This window comes from Streptomyces pactum (genome assembly GCF_002005225.1).
GTDB lineage: Bacteria > Actinomycetota > Actinomycetes > Streptomycetales > Streptomycetaceae > Streptomyces > Streptomyces pactum_A.
Genome location: NZ_CP019724.1, coordinates 3,448,022 through 3,467,965 on the forward strand (window position 1 = coordinate 3,448,022; position 19,944 = coordinate 3,467,965).

The window sequence follows — 19,944 nt, forward strand, 5'->3', positions numbered from 1 at the left end:
CCTCGTCCGTACCGAGTTGTCCGCGCGCTCGAGTGAGCCCGCCCCCACGGTCATCAGCGTCGGCGCGCACGGAAGTGTCACAGGAGGCGGCCCGGACGGCCCTCACCGCACGGCCCTCACCGGACGGCGGGCCGCACGCGCCGGGCCCGCCCGTGCAGCGTCAGGTAGAAGGTGTGCAGCGACTCCTCGGGGCCGCCGCCGGCCGCCAGGCGGTTGTGGACCCGGCCGAGCGGGTTCCAGACCCGCCCGTCCGGCATCCGTACGCCGACCGGCTGGCCGAAGTACGCCCGCTGGTCCGTGTCGAAGTCCACCCAGGTCGCGCCCGCCCGGCGCACGAGCACCTCACCGACGTACGCCCCCAGCCCGAGCAGCGCGCCGCGCGCCCGCTCGTGATCGGCACCGCCCTTGCGCAACCCGTCGACCAGGAAGTCGACGATCCGCAGGCTGGCCGGGGAGTAGTCCAGCGGCAGCCGGTGGCCGGCCGCGGCACGGCCGACGAACGCCGCCGCGTACGCCCGCATCTCGCGGGCGCGCGGTATGCCACCGCCCACCTCGCCCCGCTGACCCATCCTGACCACCCACCCCTTCGCCGCGGTGACGGGAGTCCGGCGCCCGCGCCCCGGCTCTCCCGCTGATCCAGCGGACGGAGCGCCCCGGACGTCACAGGTCCGCGGCGGGCGAGCCGTTTCCCGCGGCCCCGGGGCACGGTGAATCGTTTCGGCACGGTTCCCGGCGCGTCCGTCACCCGGCCGCCGCCGCGTCCCGGCACAGCAGCCGGAGCGACCCGTCGCCGGCGAAGCAGCGGCGCGCCTCGTCGATCGGGTCCCACAGGCGGCCGTCGGGCGTACGGACCCAGTGGTCGCCGCCGGTGGCCCACCACTCGCCGCCGGCCTGACGCACGATCACCTCACCGGCGTAGGCGCCGAGTCCGCGCAGTGCGGTCTCCACCGCCGCGTACGGCGCCCCCTCCCGCCGGATGCCGTCGATCACGCGATCGACACGCCACAGGCTCTGCGCCGAGTAGTCCAGGCGCAGCCGGGCGCCCTCGCGCATCGTGGCCACCGCGTCCGCCGCCCACCGCACCGGCTTCGTGGCGGCCTGCGGCCGGTTCTCCTGCTGGGTCGTCAATCCGCTGGTCACAGTCGTCACACCCGCTAGAGCGCCGCCGGGCGGCGTTTCGTCACACGTGCACCCCGGCCGTCGTGCAACCGGCGCAGGACCGCCGCACCTCCACCACGTCCGCCGCACCGCCGCCGCGTCTTCCCCGCACGACGGTCACAGACGCGGGCGGCGATCAGCGCCGTCCGCGCGCCCGGCGGGACACCACCGCGCGCAGCACTCGGCGCCCCTCCGTGGAGACCTCCACCGCCCGGCGCAGTCCGGCCGGGCCGTGGCCGGCGAGCACTTCCAGGACGGTGACCTGGCGGCGCAGTTCGGCGGCGACGAGTGGCGACGGTCGCTCCGTACCGTCCTCCGTACCGCCCGCCCGGCGCACGTCGGCCCCGGTGGCGGCGTCCACCGCGGGATCGAGGAGCCGGTGGATGCGAAGCGAGGCGACGGAGCAGGCGTCGGCCCACGCCCGTATCCCGGCGCCGGAGCACTCGGCCGGCGCGGCGGCCAGCATCCGGCGGGCCAGCAGCACGGCCTCGTCCTCGCCGTCGGCGTCGGGACCGGCGAGCCGGTCGCGCACCCGCGCCAGTCCCCGCGCCCAGTCGGACCCTTCGCCGGTCTCGTCGGCGAGGGTCGCCCACAGGGGTCTGATGACTTCGTCGTCACCGTCCAGGAGGGGAACGCAGCGGTCCAAACAAGCCAGTCCACTCCCGGCGAGTCCGCGTGTGTCGGCCCGCGCGATCAGTTCCACCAGGCTCATCCGGTGCCTCCCTGTTCCTACCGCTTCGGCCCGCTCACCACCACGGAGCCCGCACTTCCCCTTACTGCGTGCGACGGCCCGGGAGTGTCACAGCGGCACCACGCCGAGCCGGTCGAGGAACCGGAAGAAGAGGTTTTCGGCCACCGGTCCGCCCTCGGGGACAGCACCGGCACCGGCACCAGGACCGGCGCCGCGGTCGGGTTCGAGGCCGGCGCCGCGGTCGGGTTCCGGGCCGAGGGCGGATCCGGGTTCGGCCGACAGCACCTCCGCCAGTTCCCCGGCGTCCGCGGTGCGCCCGGCCTCGGCGGCCCAGACGACGGCACGCTCGGCGGCGTCGCGGGGCTCCAGGAAGTAGTCCTCCAGGGTGAGCCCCTCCTTCTCCGCGCCGAGGTACCCGGCCATGGCGGACCGCGCCAGGCAGGTCGTCCACGCCCCGCTCTCCGGTGCGGCCGCCTCCACGACCACGCAGTCACTGTCCATGACGTATCCGAACAGCGCGGGTGCGCCGGTCTGCCCGGCCAGGTCGTTCATGTTCCCGACGTCTCCGTCCCCGCCCGGGAACTCCCACACCTGCCAGCCCTCCGGCGCGGACCGGCGCAGTCTCATGTCCGCGGCGCCCGCCAGGGCGTCCAGCTCCGCGAGCGGCCGCTCGGCGCGGCCCACGACGAAATACCCCCAGTAGCCCATGTCCCGGCTCCCCCCGGCGTGTCGGTTCGGCTCGCCAAAAGACCACCACAGCCGTACGGGAGTTCGCAGCCGTATCGGACAATCCGCACGGCGCTCCGGGGGCGCGCGGGTCTCAGCCCAGGCGGTCCGCCAGCGCCCTGAAGTCGGCCCAGGACAGCTCGGGCCGGTCCGGGTCCCACAGCTTCTGGACCGTCGCCGCCAGCGGCAGCCGGATGCCGTCGGCGACCTGCGCCTGCGTCTGGGAGTTCGGCAGGTCGCCCCAGACGGCGAAGCTGCCGCCGAGTATCTGGTCGTCGTACTTCGCGTCGACCGCCTGCGTGCCGCGCAGGACGCGCGGGGTCCACCGCTCGTAGATGCGCTCGCCGGTCGGGTAGACGAAGGTCTGCGGCTCGCCGAGCACGTAGTAGAGGAACTCGTCGTTGTAGTTGAGGACGTCGCGGCCCGCGCTCAGGTACTCCGCCGGCTGCCGGGCCCCGATCTCCTTGCCGGTCCAGTAAGCGACCTGGATGTCCTCCAGCGGCTCGACGGACGTGTCGCGGAAGAAGCCGTCGTTCCAGGCGCGCGGGGTGCGGTCGTGGGCCTGGACCGTCTTGGCGCGGCCGTTGAGCCAGCCGGTGGTGAGGTCGGCGACGGTGGCGCCGGCGCCGTAGGCCTCGCGTGCGGCGGCGGCGAGCTGCGGGTAGGACGCCTCGGGGTTCGGGACGGTGAGCGCCTGGTACTCGTCGGCGCCCAGATGCCACTGCGAGCCGGGGAAGAGGTCGGCGTACTCGTTCAGCAGGTCGTCGACGATCTCGGCGGCCTCCGGATCGGAGATGTCGATCGCACCGCGCGTGGGTGTGCCCTGGGCGTTGCGGAGCTGGAGGTCGGGGTGGGCGGCGAGCACGGCGCCGAGGTGTCCGGGCGAGTCGATCTCCGGGACGACGGTGATGTGCCGGGAGGCGGCGAGGTCGACGATCTCCTTGACCTCGGCCTTGGTCAGGTGGTCGTCGGAGACGATCTCGGGGTGCGAGTCGGACTCGATGCGGAAGGCCTGGTCGTCGGAGAAGTGCAGGCCCAGCTCGTTGAACTTCAGGTCGCCCAGCTCGCGTATCCGGTCCTTGATCCAGTCGGCGTCGTAGTGCTTGCGCGCGATGTCGAGCATGAACCCGCGCCGCGGCTTGGCCGGCTCGTCCCGCACGACGCCCTCCGGCGCGGTGCCGCCGCCGTCCACCGCCTGCTTCAGGGTGCGGGTGCCGTAGTAGACGCCGGCCTCGGCCGGCCCGGTGACGGTGACGCGTCCGTCGCGCACGGTCATGGTGTACGACTCGGCGTCCGCGCCCTCGTCCGCCCTGACGTCCAGCCGCACGTCCCCGGCGCGCTCGTCGTCCTTCTCCCCCGCGTACGTCAGCCCCAGCTCGCCGGCTATCAGGCGGCCCTCGTCGGCGAGAGAGGCGTCGGCGACGACGACGCGGTGCGCCTTCTCCGGCTGCCAGCCGGGGCCGCGGGCCGGGGTGTGGTCGCGTACGGCGGGTATGGTGCGCGGCTCCTTCGACAGCGCGTAGGAGCGGCTGGGGCTGGGCGCGGCCGCCTCCGGGGAGGACCGGGCGGCCGGGTCCGCGGCCCCGCTCCCGTCCGCGTCGTCGGTGGCCCACAGGCCGACCCCGACGCCGAGCGCGGCGACCACCGCACCGGCGATCACCGCCCGCTGCCTGACCTGGTTCGCCGGCGTCCGGCGTCCGTGCTGGCTCACAGCGCCAACCTACGGCCGTGAGCTCTGCCGTGCGTCCACCACATGTTCTGAAACTCTCCCGTTCGAGTGAAATTCGGGCACTGGACGGACACGCGATGCCGTCACTCGATAACGTGACGCCACATCTTTTGCACAATCCCCTGCCGACACACACGTGACGCCCACGAGGACCCACGCTGCCCGCGCACCGTCTCCCAGACTTCCCCGGCCGAGTGGCCATACCGGTACCGGCGCAAACCCGCGCCACCCCGGTAGCGGCCTCCTCACTGGCGCGCTTCAACGCCGCCCCCGCCGACGAGGCCGTCGGCACCCTCCTGTCCTGCCTGAACAGCCGTCACTGGGCCCACCGCCTCGCCTCCCACCGCCCCTACCCGGACCTGCCGTCCCTCCTGGCGGCGGCGGACGAGGCGGCGTACGACCTCCCCCCGGGCGATCTGGCCGAGGCCCTGGCCGCGGAGACCCTGCCGGCCCTGCCCGAGGACACGTACGCGGCGGCCCACACGGCACTGAGCGCGGCGTACACCGCATACGAGGCGAGATTCGGACACGCATTCGTCATCTGCGTCGAGGGCATGGCCGCGCACGAGGCCCTGGACCACGTGCTGACGGGCATCCGGTCACGATTGGCGAACGATCCGGACGAGGAACGCCTCGCGGCGGCCGACGAACTCCGCCGCCTGGCGAGGACACGGCTGACCGACACCCTCACGGGCGCGGGGGAACGCGCGGGCGACCACTGACGACCCGCACCAGGCAAACCACTCGATAACCCGCCCCGGCAGCCGCCCCCGCAGCCACCCCGCTGCTCCTTTGAGTGCAACTTTGATCACACAAGCAGGCCCCCCGTAAGCGCCGCGGGCAACCGTCGCTACGATGCTGGGGGCCGGTGGACCGTACCCGGCCGGGCCCGTCCGACAAGAGAAAGCCGGCGCGGCCCCAATCCCCGCTCCCGGAGGAAATTTCCGTGCCGGCTGGAACGCTGTACCGCGGCCGGGAAGGAATGTGGTCCTGGGTGGCTCATCGAGTCACCGGCGTCCTCATCTTCTTCTTCCTGTTCGTTCACGTGCTGGACACCGCGCTCGTCCGTGTGTCCCCCGAGGCCTACGACACCGTCGTGGCCACGTACAAGACGCCGATCGTCGCGCTGCTGGAGTACGGCCTCGTCGCCGCCATCCTGTTCCACGCGCTCAACGGTCTGCGTGTCATCGCCGTCGACTTCTGGGTCAAGGGCGCCCGCTACCAGAAGCAGATGCTCTGGACCGTCGTCGCCCTGTGGGTCGTGCTGATGCTCGGGGCGATCTACCCCGTCCTCGGCCACGCCGCTCGTGAACTGTTCGGGAGCTGACGCACATGTCGACCACTGAAACCACCGCCTCCGGCATCGGCCCCGTCGAGGGCGCGGGCGCGTCCGTCTACTCCGTGGACAACCCGGCGCCGCTGATCGAGCCGCCCCGCAAGCGGACCAAGAAGTCCCCCAAGTCCACGCGCGGCAACTTCGAGATGGCCGCCTGGCTCTTCATGCGCCTGTCCGGCGTGGTGCTGGTCGTCCTGGTCATCGGACACCTGCTCATCCAGCTCGTGCTGGACGGCGGCGTCTCGAAGATCGGCTTCGCCTTCGTGGCCGGCCGCTGGGCCTCGCCGTTCTGGCAGGTCTGGGACCTGCTGATGCTCTGGCTGGCGATGCTGCACGGCGCGAACGGCCTGCGCACGGTCATCAACGACTACGCGGAGCGCCCGAACACCCGCCTGTGGCTCAAGGGCCTGCTCTACACCGCCACGGTGTTCACCATCCTGCTGGGCACGCTGGTGATCTTCACCTTCGACCCGAACATCCGCTAGGCACGGGGCTGCGAAAATCATGAAGGTACACAAGTACGACACCGTCATCGTCGGCGCCGGTGGCGCCGGCATGCGCGCGGCCATCGAGTCGACGAAGCGCAGCCGCACCGCCGTGCTGACGAAGCTCTACCCGACCCGCTCCCACACGGGCGCCGCGCAGGGCGGCATGGCCGCCGCGCTGGCCAACGTGGAGGAGGACAACTGGGAGTGGCACACCTTCGACACGGTCAAGGGCGGTGACTACCTGGTCGACCAGGACGCCGCCGAGATCCTGGCGAAGGAGGCCATCGACTCGGTCCTCGACCTGGAGAAGATGGGCCTGCCGTTCAACCGCACGCCGAACGGCACCATCGACCAGCGCCGCTTCGGCGGGCACAGCCGCAACCACGGCGAGGCCCCGGTCCGCCGCTCCTGCTACGCCGCCGACCGCACCGGTCACATGATCCTCCAGACGCTGTACCAGAACTGCGTCAAGGAGGGCGTGGAGTTCTTCAACGAGTTCTACGTCCTGGACCAGCTCATCACCGAGGTCGACGGCGTCAAGAAGTCGGCCGGTGTGGTCGCCTACGAGCTGGCCACCGGCGAGATCCACGTCTTCCAGGCGAAGTCCGTGATCTACGCCTCCGGCGGCACCGGCAAGTTCTTCAAGGTGACGTCCAACGCGCACACCCTGACCGGCGACGGCCAGGCGGCCGTGTACCGGCGCGGGCTGCCGCTGGAGGACATGGAGTTCTTCCAGTTCCACCCGACCGGCATCTGGCGCATGGGCATCCTGCTGACGGAGGGCGCCCGCGGCGAGGGCGGCATCCTCCGCAACAAGGACGGCGAGCGCTTCATGGAGAAGTACGCGCCGGTCATGAAGGACCTCGCGTCCCGTGACGTCGTCTCGCGCTCCATCTACACGGAGATCCGCGAGGGCCGCGGCTGCGGTCCCGAGGGCGACCACGTCTACCTGGACCTCACGCACCTCCCGCCGGAGCAGCTCGACGCCAAGCTGCCCGACATCACGGAGTTCGCGCGGACCTACCTCGGCATCGAGCCCTACACGGACCCGATCCCGATCCAGCCCACGGCCCACTACGCGATGGGCGGCATCCCGACCAACGTCGAGGGTGAGGTCCTCATGGACAACACCACCGTCGTGCCGGGCCTGTACGCGGCCGGCGAGGTGGCCTGTGTGTCCGTGCACGGCGCCAACCGCCTGGGCACCAACTCGCTGCTGGACATCAACGTCTTCGGCAAGCGGGCGGGCATCGCCGCCGCGGAGTACGCCCAGAAGGCGGACTTCGTCGAGCTGCCGGAGAACCCGGAGTCCCTGGTCGTCGAACAGATCGAGCGGCTGCGTTCCTCCACCGGCACCGAGCGGGTGGCGACGCTCCGTCGCGAGCTGCAGGAGACCATGGACGCCAACGTCATGGTGTTCCGCACCGAGCAGACGATCAAGACGGCCGTCGAGAAGCTCGCCGAGCTGCGCGCCCGCTACAAGAACGTGGCGATCCAGGACAAGGGCAAGCGGTTCAACACCGACCTGCTGGAGGCCGTCGAGCTGGGCAACCTGCTCGACCTGGCCGAGGTCATGGCGGTGTCCGCGCTCGCCCGCAAGGAGTCCCGCGGCGGTCACTACCGCGAGGACTTCCCCAACCGCGACGACGTCAACTTCATGCGCCACACCATGGCGTACCGCGAGGTGGGCGACGACGGCGCCGAGTCCATCCGGCTCGACTACAAGCCGGTCGTCCAGACCCGCTACCAGCCGATGGAGCGTAAGTACTGATGGCTACCCCTGTCATGGAGAAGAGCGACTCGGCCCCCGAGTCCGGCTTCGCCGACTCCCCGTACATCACCGTCACCTTCCGGATCCGCCGGTTCAACCCGGAGGTCTCGGCCGAGGCGACCTGGGAAGACTTCCAACTGGAGATCGACCCCAAGGAACGTGTCCTCGACGCGCTGCACAAGATCAAGTGGGACCTCGACGGAAGCCTCACCTTCCGCCGTTCCTGCGCGCACGGCATCTGCGGGTCGGACGCCATGCGGATCAACGGCAAGAACCGCCTCGCCTGCAAGACGCTGATCAAGGACATCAGCCCCGAGAAGCCGATCACGGTCGAGGCCATCAAGGGCCTGACGGTCCTCAAGGACCTGGTCGTCGACATGGAGCCGTTCTTCCAGGCGTACCGGGACGTGATGCCCTTCCTGATCACGAAGGACACCAACGAGCCGACGCGCGAGCGCTTCCAGACGGCCGAGGACCGCGAGCGCTTCGACGACACGACGAAGTGCATCCTGTGTGCCGCGTGCACGTCCTCGTGCCCGGTCTTCTGGAACGACGGGCAGTACTTCGGCCCGGCGGCCATCGTCAACGCCCACCGCTTCATCTTCGACTCGCGTGACGAGGCCGGGGAGCAGCGGCTGGAGATCCTCAACGACCGCGACGGCGTCTGGCGCTGCCGCACGACCTTCAACTGCACGGACGCCTGCCCGCGCGGCATCGAGGTCACCAAGGCGATCGCGGAGGTGAAGCGGGCGCTGATCACGCGCCGCTTCTGACCCACGCGTGCCGAGCGTACGGCCGAGGGCCCCGATCGATGTGATCGGGGCCCTCGGCCGTACTGCCTTGTGACGAGGCCGTGCAGCGGCGTCAGCCGCGCAGCACGCGGCCCTCCTTGTCGGTGCGGTCGTTGCTGACCAGGAAGATGATGCCGTCGATCAGCGCCCAGAAGCCCAGGCCACCGCAGGTGAGGAGCTGGGCGACACCGACGCCGACGGAACCGACGTAGAAGCGGCCGATACCCAGGGTGCCCAGGAAGAGCTGGAGGATACCGGCGACGATCTTCGACTTGTCGGAGTACGGGCGGCCCTGCGGGTCGAAGCCGTAGGGAGCGGCGGCGGAGTTCGGGGGGACGGTCACGGTGGTGCTCCTGGGGAGATGCGGGACGGGCCGGGACGGATTGCCCGGGGGCCAGGAAGGAACACCGCTGATCGCACACTGACCGTGCACGGCGGCCCACGACGCGTTGGCGTGGCCGTCCCCCCTGTGCGTAGGGAGCATAGAGAGACTGGTGGGACCTGCGGGAGTGTATTCGACCGAACGTTCCCATTCCGTGATCATTCGATCGACGCCACGGCCCACCACGGCACCGGGGCGCCTCAGACGAGGTTGCGAACCACCGTCCAGGCCACCGCCGTCAGCAGGATCAGAATTTGGACCCGTGGCGCGATCCGGGGCCGGTAGAAGCGGCCGCGCAGCCCCTCCGCCGTCCAGCGGCCCCACAGCGCCAGGGCGAACGGCGCGGCGAGCAGCAGGGCGCGGTTGTCCAGCCAGGCCGCGGCGAACTGACCGTGCATCAGGTCGTACGCCATGCGCGTGCCGCCGCACGCCGGGCAGAGCAGTCCGGTGACGTACCGGAACGGGCACTGGGGAAGGAGGTGGCCGGGCTCGTGCGGGTCGGTGAACCACAGGTACCCGGTGCCCGCGGCGCCCGCGACGAGCACCGCGAGGGGTGCCGCCGCCGGATGCCACGGCGGGCGCCGCCCTCCGGCCGGCGCGCGACGGGCCGCGTCAGCCACGCAGGATCCGCCCCTGTTCGTCCGTGCGGTCGTTGCTGACGAGGTACATGATGCCGTCGATCAGCGCCCAGAATCCGAGCCCGCCGCAGGTGAGCAACTGGGCTATGCCGACGCCGACGTTGCCGACGTAGAAGCGGCCGATGCCGAAGCTGCCGAGGAAGAGCTGGAGTACGCCGGTGACGATCTTCGACTTGTCGGAGTAAGGGCGCCCGTAGGGGTCGTAGCCGTAGGGCGCGTTGGGGTCGGGGGCGTAGTAGCCGGGCGCCTGCTGGTACCCGGGCGCCTGGTAGCCGCCGGGGGGCTGCTGATAGCCGGGCTGCTGGTGGCCACCCTGCGGGTAGCCGTAGGGACCGGCCTGGCCGGCCGCGCCGGGACCCTGGTTCGGGTAGCCGTATCCGGGCGGCTGGGACGGCTGCTGCGGCTGCTCGCTCACGGTGGTGTCACTCCTGGAAAGTACGGGAAACTGCGGGTCATACTGTAGGACTCGGCGCGCAAAGAGAAGTCGGGCCCCGGGACCGGCCGTCCGCCCGGGCGAGTGACCCCGCCACCGCCCCGCCCGCCGCTTCCGGCCGCTTCGCCGCGCACACACCTAATGTGACGTCATGTCAGATCATGAGTCGTACGAACTGCTCGGGTTCGACAACGTGCTGCTGCCCGTGGGGGATCTCGCCGAGGCCGTCGGCTTCTACGAGCGGGCCGGCTTTCCGGTCGCCTTCCGGCTCGACGAGGCCGGGATCGCGCTGCTGAAGGCAGGGGGCGAGACGCCGGGCATCCTGCTGCGGGTGGAGGAGGAGTTCGGCCGGCGGCCTCCGCCGTGGCCCTCCGCGCGGGTGTGGCTCGAGGTGGCCGACGCCCGTACGGCGGCCCGGGCGCTGCGCGACGCGGGGGTGGCGCCGCTCGACGAGCCGTTTGCGGGCGCCACCGGCTGGACCGTCGAGTTCGCCGACCCGTGGGGCAACGTCATCGGGCTCACGGACTACTGCAAGCGTCCGGAGCTCGGCCGCCGTCCGTAGTCGGGTGACGCGGACCACTCCTCCGTTGAGTTGAACATGTTCAAAAGCAGGTCTACAGTCTTCCCCGTCAGCGTTTTGAACGCGTTCAAGAAGGGGTGGGGCATGGACCGCACCGTCATCGCCTACGTCATCTACCTGCTGGTCAGCATCGGCCTGACCATCTGGGTGGCCCGCACGCTCAGCCGCAACGGCAGGGTCTTCCTCGCCGACGTACTGCACGGCAACGAGAAGCTCGCCGACGCCGTCAACCACCTCCTGGTGGTCGGCTTCTACCTCGTCAACCTCGGCTTCGTCGCCCTCTACCTGAGCGGTGACGAGACCATCGTCGACACCCGCGGCGTCTTCGAGACCCTGTCGACCAAGCTGGGCGTGGTGCTGCTGGTGCTCGGCGTGATGCACCTGGGCAACGTGTACGTGCTCAACAAGATCCGGCGGCGCGGGATGATGGAGCGGGAGCAGGTGCCGCCGGTCCGGCCGCAGGGCTGGACGGCACCGGCGGCCGGGGCCTGAGCCGATGGCGTCCGCTCCCGCGACGGCCGGCGCCCCGGTGCGCCGGCTCACCGTCCTGTACGACGCCGAGTGCTCCCTGTGCACCCACGTACGGGACTGGCTGCTGCGGCAGCCGCGCCTGGTCCCGCTGGAGCCGGTCCCGGCCGGGTCGGCCGAGGCGCGCCGGCGCTTCCCGGGGCTCGACCACGGCACCTCCCTGGAGGAGGTCACCGTCGTCGGCGACGCCGGCCAGGTCTACCGGGGTGCCGCCGCCTGGATCGTCGTCCTGTGGGCGCTGCGCGAGCACCGGCCCCTCGCCCACCGGCTCAGCACGCCCAGCGGAGCGAGGCTGGCCAGGGGCGCCGTCCTGGCCGCCGCCAAGTGGCGCCAGGCGGGCCAGTGGGGCGGCAACGGCTACCGGCGTGCCGACGGCTGGGTGTACGAGCCGGGCCTCGGGTGGATGTACACCGGACCCGGCTGTGACGACGGCGCCTGCGCCACTCGTTAGGCTCTGCTCCTGTGCCTGCGAAGAACGACGGCCCCGACGACGGAGCCCCCCTCAGCAAGTCCGAGCAGACCCGCGCGCTGATCCTGGAGACGGCCATGCGGCTCTTCCAGGAACGCGGTTACGACCGGACCACCATGCGGGCCATCGCCCAGGAGGCCGGGGTCTCCGTCGGCAACGCCTACTACTACTTCGCCGGCAAGGAGCACCTGATCCAGGGCTTCTACGACCGGATCGCCGCCGAGCACCAGGCGGCGGTCCGGGAAGTGCTGGCGCGGGAGACCGACCTGGAGGCGCGGCTGGCGGGCGTGCTGAAGGTCTGGCTGGACATCGCCACGCCGTACCACGAGTTCGCGGTGCAGTTCTTCAAGAACGCCGCGGACCCGGACAGCCCGCTCAGCCCCTTCTCCCCGGAGTCGGAGCACGCGCGGGTGGAGGCCGTCAACGTCCACCGCACGGTGCTGGCGGGCGCGAAGAGCAAGGTGCCCGAGGACCTGCGGGACATCCTGCCCGAGCTGATGTGGCTCTCCCAGATGGGCCTCGTCCTGTACTGGATCTTCGACCGCACCGAGGGCCGGGAGCGCAGCTACCGCCTCGCCGAACGCGGCGCCCGGCTCACCGCGCGAGGCGTCGCGCTGGCCCGCTTCCGGGTGCTGCGCCCGCTGGTGCGCGAGGTGCACGAGCTGTTCACGGACTTCCTGCCGGGGATGACGAGGGCGCTTCCCGACCCCGCGAACAGGTCGGCGCCGACGGAGAAGTCCGCCGGTCAGGCCTGACGGGACGCCAGCTCGATCACCGTGACGTCCGACTCCGCCCCCACGCGCGTGGGCGGGCCCCAGGCGCCCGCGCCACGGCTGACGTAGAGCTGGGTGTCGCCGTAGCGCTCCAGGCCGGCCAGGGTCGGGTTGGCGGCGCCCGCGATGAGGTTGCCGGGCCAGAGCTGACCGCCGTGGGTGTGGCCGGAGAGCTGGAGGTCGACGCCGTGGTCGACGGCGTCGTGGATCTGCACCGGCTGGTGGGCGAGCAGCACGCACGCGCGGGCCCGGTCCCGGTCGCCGAGGGCCTTGGCGTAGTCGGGGCCCTGGCCGTCGTCCTCGCCCGAGATGTCGTTGACCCCGGCGAGGTCGAAGTGGGGCAGTTCGGTGCGGGCGTTCTCCAGCGGGAGCAGGCCGAGCCGCCGCACCTCGGCGACCCACTGCTCGGCGCCGGAGAAGTACTCGTGGTTGCCGGTGACGAAGTAGGCGCCGTGCCGCGCCCTGAGCCGGGCCAGCGGGGCCGCCGCCGGGCCGAGGTCCTTCACGCTGCCGTCCACCAGGTCGCCGACGACGGCGATCAGGTCGGGCTGCGTGGAGTTGATGGTGTCGACGACCTTCTGCGCGAAGCCCCGGCCCAGCACCGGGCCGAGGTGGATGTCGCTGACCACGGCGATCCGGAAACCGTGCGCCGCGCGCGGGAGCTTGGCCAGCGGCACGGTGACCCGCTTCACCGTCGGGCCGTTCAGCACGCCGTACGTGCCGTAGCCGACCGTCCCGACGGCCGCCGCGGCGGCGGCGCCGGCGACGACCCGGGAGACGAAGAGGCGGCGGGAGGGGAGCGCGAGAGGACTGTCGGGCGGGCCGCCGGCCGTGTCGCCCGAGCCGGGCGTCTCAGGCGTCCCGGCGGCTTCGGCGGTCTCGGCCGTCTCGGGTGCCTCGGGTGCCTGGGGTGCCTTGGGGTCGCCGGCCTTACCGGAAGCCTCCGGGGTCTCGGCCGTGCCCGCCGTCTCCGCCGGCCTGGGCGGGGCCGTTTGGGCCGGTATGCGCTTCGTGTCCGCGGCGGGGGGCCTCAGTGGCCCGGGCGCCGCCTGCCGCCCGGCCGCCCGCCGCGTCAGGAACCGCAGCAGCAGCGGCCGTACGACCTCGCCGGCCAGCACCGCCAGCAGCAGGTAGACCGACATCGCCAGCCACAGGAAGCCCGGCCAGGCCAGCACCCGCTGGAGCCAGAAGGGGGCGCCCGCGCGTTCGGCGACCAGCGCGCCGACGGCCAGCGCCCAGCCCCCGGCGATCACCACCGCGCCGATCCGGCGCACGGGGCCGGGGCCCCGGGTCGTGTCGCGGAACAGGCGCCGCCACACGTACCAGTTGGACGCCACGAGCACGCTCACCACTGCCAGCGCGACAAGCGCGAAGACGACCACCATGCCGTCGTATCCCCTCGGTTGTGGCGTCCGTGACGCCTATGACCTTCGGCGCAGTGCGCGCACTCCACGCAACCCGATGACCCCGACGACCGTCCCCAATACGAAGGAGACGACGGCGAGCAGCAGGTGCACCCAGAAGTACGCCGTGGGATCGCCGTCCTCGAACGCGAGCCCGCTGCTGTCCTTGATCAGATTTTTGACGAAAGTGATCCAGATGATCCAGCTCCACACCCCGAAAGCGAGCAGGAACCAGGAGACGGGGCGGCTGAGCTTCATGGTTTCAGTATCGCCGCACGCTGTCCGGATCCGTGCGCGGGGTGGCCGGAGGGCTGGGACGGCGCCGCACGCGGGAGGTACGTTCTCGCTCGTGCCCGCACCCAAGAAGGCCGTCCGGCGATCCCTGACGGTCACCTCCGCCGCCCTGACCGCTCTCCTCGTCGTCTCACCCGCCGCGCTCGCCGCCCCGGGCCCGTCGGCCAGTCCCTCGGCGAGCCCGTCGGCCACTCCCCCGGCGTCGATGTCGACCGTGGGCGGCGCGCGGCTCGGGAAGCCGGGGACGCAGGTGGATCTGGCGGGCGGGGCGCCCGTGCTGCCGAAGGACCTCACCGCCCGTTCGTGGATCGTGGCCGACGCCGAGTCCGGCGACGTGCTCGCCGCGCACAACGCGCACTGGCGGCTGGCCCCGGCGAGCACGCTGAAGATGCTGTTCGCCGACACGCTGCTGCCGAAGTGGCCGAAGACGACCAAGCACAAAGTCGTCCCCTCCGACCTCGCGGGCATCGGCGCCGGCTCCAGCATGGTCGGCGTCAAGGAGGACGAGACCTACACCGTCCACGACCTGTGGCTCGGTGTCTTCCTGCGCTCCGGCAACGACGCCGTGCACGTGCTGTCCGCGATGAACGGCGGCGTCGAGAACACCGTGGCGGAGATGAACGAGCACGCCGAGGAGCTCCAGGCCCTCGACACCCACGTGGTCAGCCCCGACGGCTACGACGCGCCCGAACAGGTCTCCTCGGCGTACGACCTGACGCTGTTCGCCCGCTCGGGGCTGCAGAAGAAGGACTTCCGGGAGTACGCCTCGACGGTCAGCACGAAGTTCCCGGGCGAGACGAAGAAGGACAAGAAGGGCAAGACGTCCCGCAAGCCCTTCGAGATCCAGAACACCAACCGGCTGCTCGCCGGCGACTCGGACGTCGAGGTCTACCCGGGCATCGCGGGCGTGAAGAACGGCTACACCACCAACGCGGGCTACACCTTCACGGGCGTCGCCGAGCAGGGCGGCAAGGTACTGCTCGTCACGGTCATGAACCCGGCGAAGGACGAGCACAACGAGGTCTACAAGGAGGCCGCCCGCCTGTTCGACTGGGGCTTCCAGGCGGCCGGGAAAGTGAAGCCGGTCGGTGAGCTGGTGCCCCCGAAGAGCGCCGCCCAGCAGAGCCCGCAGCCGGGTCCGAACAGCTCCGGGGAGGCCGGCGGCACCGGGAAGGGCGCGGCGGGCACGAAGCCGGTGGCGGGCGCTCCGGCCGCGAACGGCGCCGGCGGTGTCGGCGTCGCGGCCGGCATCACCGCCGGGGTGCTGGTCCTGCTCGCGGGCGGTGCGTTCCTGATCAACCGGAAGTGGCCGCTGCCGGACCTGGTCCGTCGCCGGACGCGCCCCTGACGCCCTCCCGACCGTCCCGTTCCCTCCCGTCCTGCTCCTTCCTGCCCTGCTCCTTCCTGCCCTGCTCCGCCACTTCCTGCTCCGCCACTTCCTGCTCCTTGCTCCCCGTCGCCGTCCAGGAGGCGCAGAACAGCACCAGCTTCGAGGTGAAGTTGATCCACAGCAGCAGAGCGACGGGGACGCCGAAGGCGCCGTACATGCTCTTCGCGGCGACGCCCTGCATGTAGCCGCTCAGCAGCAGCTTCAGCAGCTCGAAGCCGATCGCGCCGATCAGCGCCGCCACCACCAGGCGGCGGCGCGCGGGCTGGACGCCGGGGAGCAGGGTCAGGACGTACAGCAGCAGCAGGAAGTCGGCGAGTACGGCGACGGCGAACGCGGCGACGTAGAGCAGCACCCCGCCGAAGCCGCCCCCGGCGATGCCGAGCTGGCGGATGATCCAGCCGACCAGCGCCGAGGCGACGGTGGAGATGCCGACGGTGACCAGGAGCGCGCCGCCGAGACCGACGAGGACGCCGGCGTCCTTGGCCCGGCGCAGGACGGGGTTCTCGTCCTCGTCGGGCAGCTCCCAGACGGCGCGCAGGCAGCCCCGGGTGGCGTCGACCCAGCTCATGCCGGTGAAGAGCAGCAGGGCACCGGCGATGAGGCCGACGGTGCCGGCGTTGTCGATCAGACTCTGGATGTCGAGCTGGTCGGAGATGCCGGGGATCTGCTCGGCGATCTTGTCCTGGAGCTTGTCCTGCTGGTCCTCGCTGAGCGTGGCGGCGGCGATGGCAGCGGCCAGGCTGAGCAGCGGGAAGAGCGCGACGAAGCTGGTGAAGGTCATGGCGGCGGCCAGCCTCGTCCACTTCACCCGGTCCAGCCGCTCGTACGAGCGCCACGCGTGCGTGGTCATCAGCCGCGCCAGCCACGGCCCGACCACGGGGAGCTTCTTCAGCCAGTCCATGATCCGACTCTGCCCCCGCTCGCCTGGGTCCATGATCCCGTCGTGCCACCGGTTCCTGCCCCGGTACGGAAGACCAGTGTCCTTGTGCCCCAGAAACGCAGGATGGTGGCGAGCACCATGCCGATTCCCGCCCCGGAGACCGTGTCGGCGCGCTGCGAGGTGAGGCCGAGGCCGTAGTGGCTGACGGTCAGGCACAGCAGTTGTACGGCGGCGCCCGCGGCGTTCACCGCGAAGAACACGGCGTACGGGCGCAGGCCCTGCGGGCGGGTGTGCCGGTAGGTGCCGAAGGCGTTGCCCGCGTACGCCACGGAGCAGCCGGCGACGAACGACAGGGCCTTGGCGGTGAGCGGGTCGAGTCCGGCCGGGCCGCGCAGGCAGAGGAAGAGGCCGAGGTCGACGGCGTAGGCGAGGAGCCCGGCGGAGGCGAAGCCCAGCAGTTCGCGCCGGCCGGTCACCAATTGGCCACCGCCAGGCCGTACATCGCCACCCACACCACACCGATCAGCGCCAGCGCCCGGTCGCGCAGGACGACGTCCTCGGGTTCGCCGGCGGTGCCGCGGTCGGCGAAGACGGCGTAGCGCAGGACGGCGAGGATGAAGGCGACCATGGAGAGCTGGCGCCAGGGCAGCACGCTGGTGTGCGGGACGCCGCCCTCCTCCATGGCCCACAGGCAGTAGCCGAGGACGGCGACGCCGGCCGCGAGCTGCCAGACGAAGCGGAGGTAGCCGGTGGTGTACTCGGTGAGCAACGCGCGCGTGGCACCCGCCTTTTCGGCCATCTGCACGGCTTCGGAGTAGCGCTTGGCGGAGACCATGAACAGCGCGCCGAAACCGGTCGTGATGAGGAACCAGCGCGACAGGGGGATGCCGAGCGCGAGTCCGCCGATCATCGCCCGCATCAGGAAGCCCGTGGTGACGACGGCGAGGTCGACGACCAGGACGTGCTTGAGGCTGATGCAGTACGCCAGTTGCATGGCGAGGTAGGCGGTCAGCAGGGCCGCGACGGCCGGCGGGCACAGCCAGGCCGCCACGACGGGCGCGACGACGCCCAGGGCGCCCCCGACGGCGTAGGCGACCGGTACCGGGACCTGTCCGGCGGCGACCGGGCGGTGCCGCTTGACCGGGTGGGCGCGGTCGGCCTCGGCGTCGCGGGCGTCGTTGACGAGGTAGACGGCGGCGGCGCAGGCGGTGAACAGGACGAAGACCAGGGCGAGCCGGGACAGGGTGTGCCAGGCGAACAGTTCGCCGGCGGCGGCCGGAGCCGCGACGACCAGGACGTTCTTGATCCACTGGCGGGGGCGTGCGGTCCGCAGCAGGCCCGCCGGGATGCCCGTCCGGCGGGGCGGCGCGGGTTCCCGCTGCCGCTCGGGGGCGCGTTGCCCGAGGACGGCGGTGTCAGTCACGGGTTCCTCCGCGCATCCAGTCGGTGCCGAGCCGGGCCGTGAGCGCGCCCAGGGCGGCGCCCGCCGCGACGTCGGAGGGGTAGTGGACGCCGACGACCAGCCGGGAGACGCACACCGCGGCGGCGAGCGGCCAGACGGCGTGGACGCCGAGCGCGCCGAAGGCCACGGCGGCCGCCGCGGCCGAGGTCGCGTGGGAGCTGGGGAACGAGTGCCGGCCGGCGGTGCGTACCAGGGGTACGACGTGTCCGGGACGAGGGCGGCGCACGACCCGCTTCACGCCCATGCTGGCGAGGTGGGCGCCCGCGGTGAGCGCGGTGCCGCGCAGCCAGGCCGCGCGCCGGGTGCCGTCCACGGCGGCTCCGGCGAGGCCCGCCGCGAGCCACAGCGCCCCGTGCTCCCCGGCCCAGGACAGGGCGCGCGCGGCACCGGCCACGCGCGGGTCCGCGCCGCGGGCTCTGAGCGCCGTGACGATCCGGTGGTCCATGTCGTCGAGGTCGTCCATGTGGACCCACTGTTCACGCCGACCGCGCGGGAAGTCCGGCAATATCGAGCGACATACCATTAATCACCCGTTTCAGGGACGGACAGGATGTTCTGGAACTAATCGCTGACGCGAGGGCGATACGGTCACCGCCATGTCTGCCGACACCGTTCCCGACGCCGACCGCGGCCTCGACGCCGACTGGGGCCCCGTCACCGGCTGGGGCCGCACCGCGCCCACCGCCGCCCGGCTGATCCGCCCGCGGACGTACGAGGAGGCCGCCGTCGCCGTCCGGGACTGCGGGGCCCGCGGTGGCATCCCCAGGGGCCTGGGGCGGGCGTACGGGGACGCCGCGCAGAACGCGGGTGGCGCCGTGCTGGACATGACTGCGCTGGACCGCGTCCACGCCATCGACGCGGACGGCGGCACCGTGCTCTGCGACGCGGGAATCTCCCTGCACCGGCTGATGGAGGTGCTGCTGCCGCTCGGCTGGTTCGTGCCGGTGACGCCCGGCACCCGCTATGTGACGGTCGGCGGGGCGATCGGCGCGGACATCCACGGCAAGAACCACCACGTGTCTGGGTCCTTCGCCCGGCACGTGCTGTCGTTCGAGCTGCTCACCGCCGACGGCCGGGTCCGCACCGTGGACCGGGGCACGCCGCTGTTCGACGCGACCGCCGGCGGCATGGGCCTGACCGGGGTGATCCTCACCGCGACCGTGCGGCTCGAGCCGGTCGAGACCGCGCTGATGTCGGTCGACACCGAGCGCGCCGCCGACCTGGACGACCTCATGGCCCGCCTGACGGCCGGCGACCACCGCTACCGCTACTCGGTCGCCTGGATCGACCTCCTGGCGCGCGGCGCGGCGACCGGCCGCGCGGTGCTCACCCGCGGCGACCACGCCCCGCTGGACGCGCTGCCGCGGGGCTCCCGGGCGCGGCGGGAGCCGCTGGCCTTCCGCACCTCCCGCCTCCCGGCCGCCCCCGACCTCGTCCCGGACGGGCTGCTGAGCCGGACGACGGTGGGCCTCTTCAACGAACTCTGGTACCGCAAGGCCCCCCGGGAGAGCCGGGGGCGGCTCCAGCGGATCTCCACCTTCTTCCACCCGCTGGACGGCGTCCCGCACTGGAACCGGATCTACGGCCGCGGCGGCTTCGTGCAGTACCAGTTCGTCGTAGGCCACGACCAGGAGGACGCCCTGCGCCGGATCGTGCGGCGCATCTCCGCCCACCGCTGCCCGTCGTTCCTGGCCGTCCTCAAGCGGTTCGGACAGGCGGACCCGGGCTGGCTCTCCTTCCCCGTGCCCGGCTGGACCCTCGCCCTGGACATCCCGGCGGGTCTGCCGGGCCTCGGCGCCTTCCTCGACGGCCTCGACGAGGAGGTCGCGGGGGCCGGCGGGCGGGTCTACCTCGCCAAGGACTCCCGGCTGCGGCCCGAGCTGCTCGCCGCGATGTACCCGCGCCTGGACGACTTCCGCGCGCTGCGCGCGGAGCTGGACCCGCGCGGGGTGTTCGTCTCGGACCTGTCCCGGCGCCTCGGCCTCTAGCAACCATTTCGGGCGCCCCCCTCCAGAACCCCAG

General features: G+C 72.0%; 25 protein-coding genes. 11 read left to right on the forward strand and 14 right to left on the reverse strand.

The window, feature by feature from the left end; genetic code table 11:
- Positions 1–116: 116 nt before the first annotated feature.
- The 5 genes from B1H29_RS14065 to B1H29_RS14085 all read right to left on the reverse strand — a co-directional run bounded on the left by B1H29_RS14065 (position 117) and on the right by B1H29_RS14085 (position 4,235).
- Positions 117–569 carry a hypothetical protein gene (locus B1H29_RS14065; RefSeq protein ID WP_234393010.1) on the reverse strand — a complete coding sequence of 151 codons (453 nt, stop codon included), beginning with the start codon at positions 567–569 and terminating at the stop codon, positions 117–119.
- 172 nt (positions 570–741) lie between these two features.
- Complete coding sequence (locus B1H29_RS14070) at positions 742–1,128, reverse strand: hypothetical protein (RefSeq protein ID WP_055418222.1); 387 nt, start codon at positions 1,126–1,128, stop codon at positions 742–744.
- Positions 1,129–1,294: 166 nt separating this feature from the next.
- Positions 1,295–1,870 carry a hypothetical protein gene (locus B1H29_RS14075; RefSeq protein WP_055418223.1) on the reverse strand — a complete coding sequence of 192 codons (576 nt, stop codon included), beginning with the start codon at positions 1,868–1,870 and terminating at the stop codon, positions 1,295–1,297.
- Positions 1,871–1,957: 87 nt separating this feature from the next.
- Positions 1,958–2,557, reverse strand: a complete 600-nt coding sequence (locus B1H29_RS14080; protein WP_055418224.1) for a hypothetical protein — start codon at positions 2,555–2,557, stop codon at positions 1,958–1,960.
- Between the two features lie 112 nt (positions 2,558–2,669).
- Positions 2,670–4,235 carry a beta-N-acetylhexosaminidase gene (locus tag B1H29_RS14085; RefSeq protein ID WP_055418954.1) on the reverse strand — a complete coding sequence of 522 codons (1,566 nt, stop codon included), beginning with the start codon at positions 4,233–4,235 and terminating at the stop codon, positions 2,670–2,672.
- Positions 4,236–4,504: 269 nt separating this feature from the next.
- Between B1H29_RS14085 and B1H29_RS14090 the strand changes: the two genes are divergently transcribed.
- The 5 genes from B1H29_RS14090 (at position 4,505) to B1H29_RS14110 (ending at position 8,672) form a co-directional block, all read left to right on the forward strand.
- Positions 4,505–5,026, forward strand: coding sequence for a 2-oxo-4-hydroxy-4-carboxy-5-ureidoimidazoline decarboxylase (locus tag B1H29_RS14090; protein WP_055418955.1), 522 nt, complete (start codon positions 4,505–4,507; stop codon positions 5,024–5,026).
- 224 nt (positions 5,027–5,250) lie between these two features.
- Positions 5,251–5,631, forward strand: a complete 381-nt coding sequence (gene sdhC, locus B1H29_RS14095; protein ID WP_003974113.1) for a succinate dehydrogenase, cytochrome b556 subunit — start codon at positions 5,251–5,253, stop codon at positions 5,629–5,631.
- Between the two features lie 5 nt (positions 5,632–5,636).
- Positions 5,637–6,125 (forward strand): succinate dehydrogenase hydrophobic membrane anchor subunit, encoded by a 489-nt coding sequence (locus B1H29_RS14100; protein ID WP_055418225.1) that lies wholly within the window; start codon positions 5,637–5,639, stop codon positions 6,123–6,125.
- A 19-nt stretch (positions 6,126–6,144) separates the two neighbouring features.
- Positions 6,145–7,899: a succinate dehydrogenase flavoprotein subunit gene (gene sdhA / locus B1H29_RS14105; RefSeq protein WP_055418226.1), complete on the forward strand. Its 1,755-nt coding sequence runs from the start codon at positions 6,145–6,147 to the stop codon at positions 7,897–7,899.
- Positions 7,899–8,672, forward strand: a complete 774-nt coding sequence (locus tag B1H29_RS14110; protein WP_055418227.1) for a succinate dehydrogenase iron-sulfur subunit — start codon at positions 7,899–7,901, stop codon at positions 8,670–8,672. Before sdhA ends, B1H29_RS14110 begins: the two co-directional genes overlap by 1 nt.
- Before the next feature lie 91 nt (positions 8,673–8,763).
- Here B1H29_RS14110 and B1H29_RS14115 read toward each other — a convergent pair whose 3' ends face one another.
- From B1H29_RS14115 to B1H29_RS14125, 3 genes are all read right to left on the reverse strand, one after another.
- Positions 8,764–9,033 (reverse strand): TM2 domain-containing protein, encoded by a 270-nt coding sequence (locus B1H29_RS14115; protein ID WP_055418228.1) that lies wholly within the window; start codon positions 9,031–9,033, stop codon positions 8,764–8,766.
- Positions 9,034–9,272: 239 nt separating this feature from the next.
- A complete protein-coding gene (locus tag B1H29_RS14120; protein WP_055418229.1) occupies positions 9,273–9,692 on the reverse strand; it encodes a DUF2752 domain-containing protein in 420 nt (139 codons plus the stop codon).
- The gene (locus tag B1H29_RS14125; RefSeq protein WP_055418230.1) at positions 9,685–10,125 is read right to left on the reverse strand and encodes a TM2 domain-containing protein; all 441 of its coding nucleotides are present in this window, start codon (positions 10,123–10,125) and stop codon (positions 9,685–9,687) included. Before B1H29_RS14125 ends, B1H29_RS14120 begins: the two co-directional genes overlap by 8 nt.
- A gap of 169 nt (positions 10,126–10,294) precedes the next feature.
- Between B1H29_RS14125 and B1H29_RS14130 the strand changes: the two genes are divergently transcribed.
- The 4 genes from B1H29_RS14130 to B1H29_RS14145 all read left to right on the forward strand — a co-directional run bounded on the left by B1H29_RS14130 (position 10,295) and on the right by B1H29_RS14145 (position 12,475).
- Positions 10,295–10,705, forward strand: a complete 411-nt coding sequence (locus B1H29_RS14130; RefSeq protein ID WP_055418231.1) for a VOC family protein — start codon at positions 10,295–10,297, stop codon at positions 10,703–10,705.
- Positions 10,706–10,807: 102 nt separating this feature from the next.
- Positions 10,808–11,215: a hypothetical protein gene (locus tag B1H29_RS14135; RefSeq protein ID WP_055418232.1), complete on the forward strand. Its 408-nt coding sequence runs from the start codon at positions 10,808–10,810 to the stop codon at positions 11,213–11,215.
- A 4-nt stretch (positions 11,216–11,219) separates the two neighbouring features.
- Entirely contained in the window at positions 11,220–11,702 is a 483-nt protein-coding gene (locus B1H29_RS14140; RefSeq protein WP_055418233.1) for a thiol-disulfide oxidoreductase DCC family protein, read from the forward strand.
- An 11-nt stretch (positions 11,703–11,713) separates the two neighbouring features.
- Entirely contained in the window at positions 11,714–12,475 is a 762-nt protein-coding gene (locus B1H29_RS14145) for a TetR/AcrR family transcriptional regulator (RefSeq protein WP_055418234.1), read from the forward strand.
- On the opposite strand, the gene B1H29_RS14150 is transcribed toward B1H29_RS14145, so the two are convergent.
- Entirely contained in the window at positions 12,466–13,878 is a 1,413-nt protein-coding gene (locus B1H29_RS14150) for a metallophosphoesterase (RefSeq protein WP_055418235.1), read from the reverse strand. The genes B1H29_RS14145 and B1H29_RS14150 overlap by 10 nt on opposite strands.
- 36 nt (positions 13,879–13,914) lie before the next feature.
- Positions 13,915–14,154: an SCO4848 family membrane protein gene (locus B1H29_RS14155; protein WP_055418236.1), complete on the reverse strand. Its 240-nt coding sequence runs from the start codon at positions 14,152–14,154 to the stop codon at positions 13,915–13,917.
- 91 nt (positions 14,155–14,245) lie between these two features.
- On the opposite strand from B1H29_RS14155, the gene B1H29_RS14160 reads away from it, so the two are divergent.
- Positions 14,246–15,538 carry a D-alanyl-D-alanine carboxypeptidase family protein gene (locus B1H29_RS14160; RefSeq protein ID WP_055418237.1) on the forward strand — a complete coding sequence of 431 codons (1,293 nt, stop codon included), beginning with the start codon at positions 14,246–14,248 and terminating at the stop codon, positions 15,536–15,538.
- On the opposite strand, the gene B1H29_RS14165 is transcribed toward B1H29_RS14160, so the two are convergent.
- From B1H29_RS14165 to B1H29_RS14180, 4 genes are read right to left on the reverse strand one after another with little or no spacing between them, the layout of a single operon-like run.
- The gene (locus B1H29_RS14165; RefSeq protein WP_055418238.1) at positions 15,486–16,481 is read right to left on the reverse strand and encodes a YihY/virulence factor BrkB family protein; all 996 of its coding nucleotides are present in this window, start codon (positions 16,479–16,481) and stop codon (positions 15,486–15,488) included. The two genes, B1H29_RS14160 and B1H29_RS14165, sit on opposite strands and share 53 nt — an antisense overlap.
- Positions 16,469–16,939, reverse strand: a complete 471-nt coding sequence (locus B1H29_RS14170) for a GtrA family protein (RefSeq protein ID WP_055418239.1) — start codon at positions 16,937–16,939, stop codon at positions 16,469–16,471. Before B1H29_RS14170 ends, B1H29_RS14165 begins: the two co-directional genes overlap by 13 nt.
- On the reverse strand, positions 16,933–17,883 hold the full coding sequence (locus B1H29_RS14175; protein ID WP_055418240.1) for a decaprenyl-phosphate phosphoribosyltransferase: 951 nt from the start codon (positions 17,881–17,883) through the stop codon (positions 16,933–16,935). Before B1H29_RS14175 ends, B1H29_RS14170 begins: the two co-directional genes overlap by 7 nt.
- Entirely contained in the window at positions 17,876–18,385 is a 510-nt protein-coding gene (locus tag B1H29_RS14180) for a phosphatase PAP2 family protein (protein WP_055418241.1), read from the reverse strand. Before B1H29_RS14180 ends, B1H29_RS14175 begins: the two co-directional genes overlap by 8 nt.
- A 133-nt stretch (positions 18,386–18,518) precedes the next feature.
- Here B1H29_RS14180 and B1H29_RS14185 point away from each other — a divergent pair, with 133 nt between their 5' ends.
- On the forward strand, positions 18,519–19,910 hold the full coding sequence (locus B1H29_RS14185; protein ID WP_055418242.1) for an FAD-binding oxidoreductase: 1,392 nt from the start codon (positions 18,519–18,521) through the stop codon (positions 19,908–19,910).
- The last annotated feature ends 34 nt before the right edge of the window (positions 19,911–19,944 follow it).

Excerpts from the sequence above, each read along its gene's own strand:
- B1H29_RS14165 (WP_055418238.1), bottom strand. The coding sequence starts at position 16,481 with ATGGACTGGCTGAAGAAGCTCCCCGTGGTCGGGCCGTGGCTGGCGCGG.
- B1H29_RS14080 (WP_055418224.1), bottom strand. The coding sequence starts at position 2,557 with ATGGGCTACTGGGGGTATTTCGTCGTGGGCCGCGCCGAGCGGCCGCTC.
- B1H29_RS14150 (WP_055418235.1), bottom strand. The coding sequence starts at position 13,878 with ATGGTGGTCGTCTTCGCGCTTGTCGCGCTGGCAGTGGTGAGCGTGCTC.
- B1H29_RS14130 (WP_055418231.1), top strand. The coding sequence starts at position 10,295 with ATGTCAGATCATGAGTCGTACGAACTGCTCGGGTTCGACAACGTGCTG.
- B1H29_RS14100 (WP_055418225.1), top strand. The coding sequence starts at position 5,637 with ATGTCGACCACTGAAACCACCGCCTCCGGCATCGGCCCCGTCGAGGGC.
- sdhA (WP_055418226.1), top strand. The coding sequence starts at position 6,145 with ATGAAGGTACACAAGTACGACACCGTCATCGTCGGCGCCGGTGGCGCC.
- B1H29_RS14075 (WP_055418223.1), bottom strand. The coding sequence starts at position 1,870 with ATGAGCCTGGTGGAACTGATCGCGCGGGCCGACACACGCGGACTCGCC.
- B1H29_RS14185 (WP_055418242.1), top strand. The coding sequence starts at position 18,519 with ATGTCTGCCGACACCGTTCCCGACGCCGACCGCGGCCTCGACGCCGAC.
- B1H29_RS14155 (WP_055418236.1), bottom strand. The coding sequence starts at position 14,154 with ATGAAGCTCAGCCGCCCCGTCTCCTGGTTCCTGCTCGCTTTCGGGGTG.
- B1H29_RS14110 (WP_055418227.1), top strand. The coding sequence starts at position 7,899 with ATGGCTACCCCTGTCATGGAGAAGAGCGACTCGGCCCCCGAGTCCGGC.
- B1H29_RS14065 (WP_234393010.1), bottom strand. The coding sequence starts at position 569 with ATGGGTCAGCGGGGCGAGGTGGGCGGTGGCATACCGCGCGCCCGCGAG.
- B1H29_RS14135 (WP_055418232.1), top strand. The coding sequence starts at position 10,808 with ATGGACCGCACCGTCATCGCCTACGTCATCTACCTGCTGGTCAGCATC.
- B1H29_RS14180 (WP_055418241.1), bottom strand. The coding sequence starts at position 18,385 with ATGGACGACCTCGACGACATGGACCACCGGATCGTCACGGCGCTCAGA.
- B1H29_RS14140 (WP_055418233.1), top strand. The coding sequence starts at position 11,220 with ATGGCGTCCGCTCCCGCGACGGCCGGCGCCCCGGTGCGCCGGCTCACC.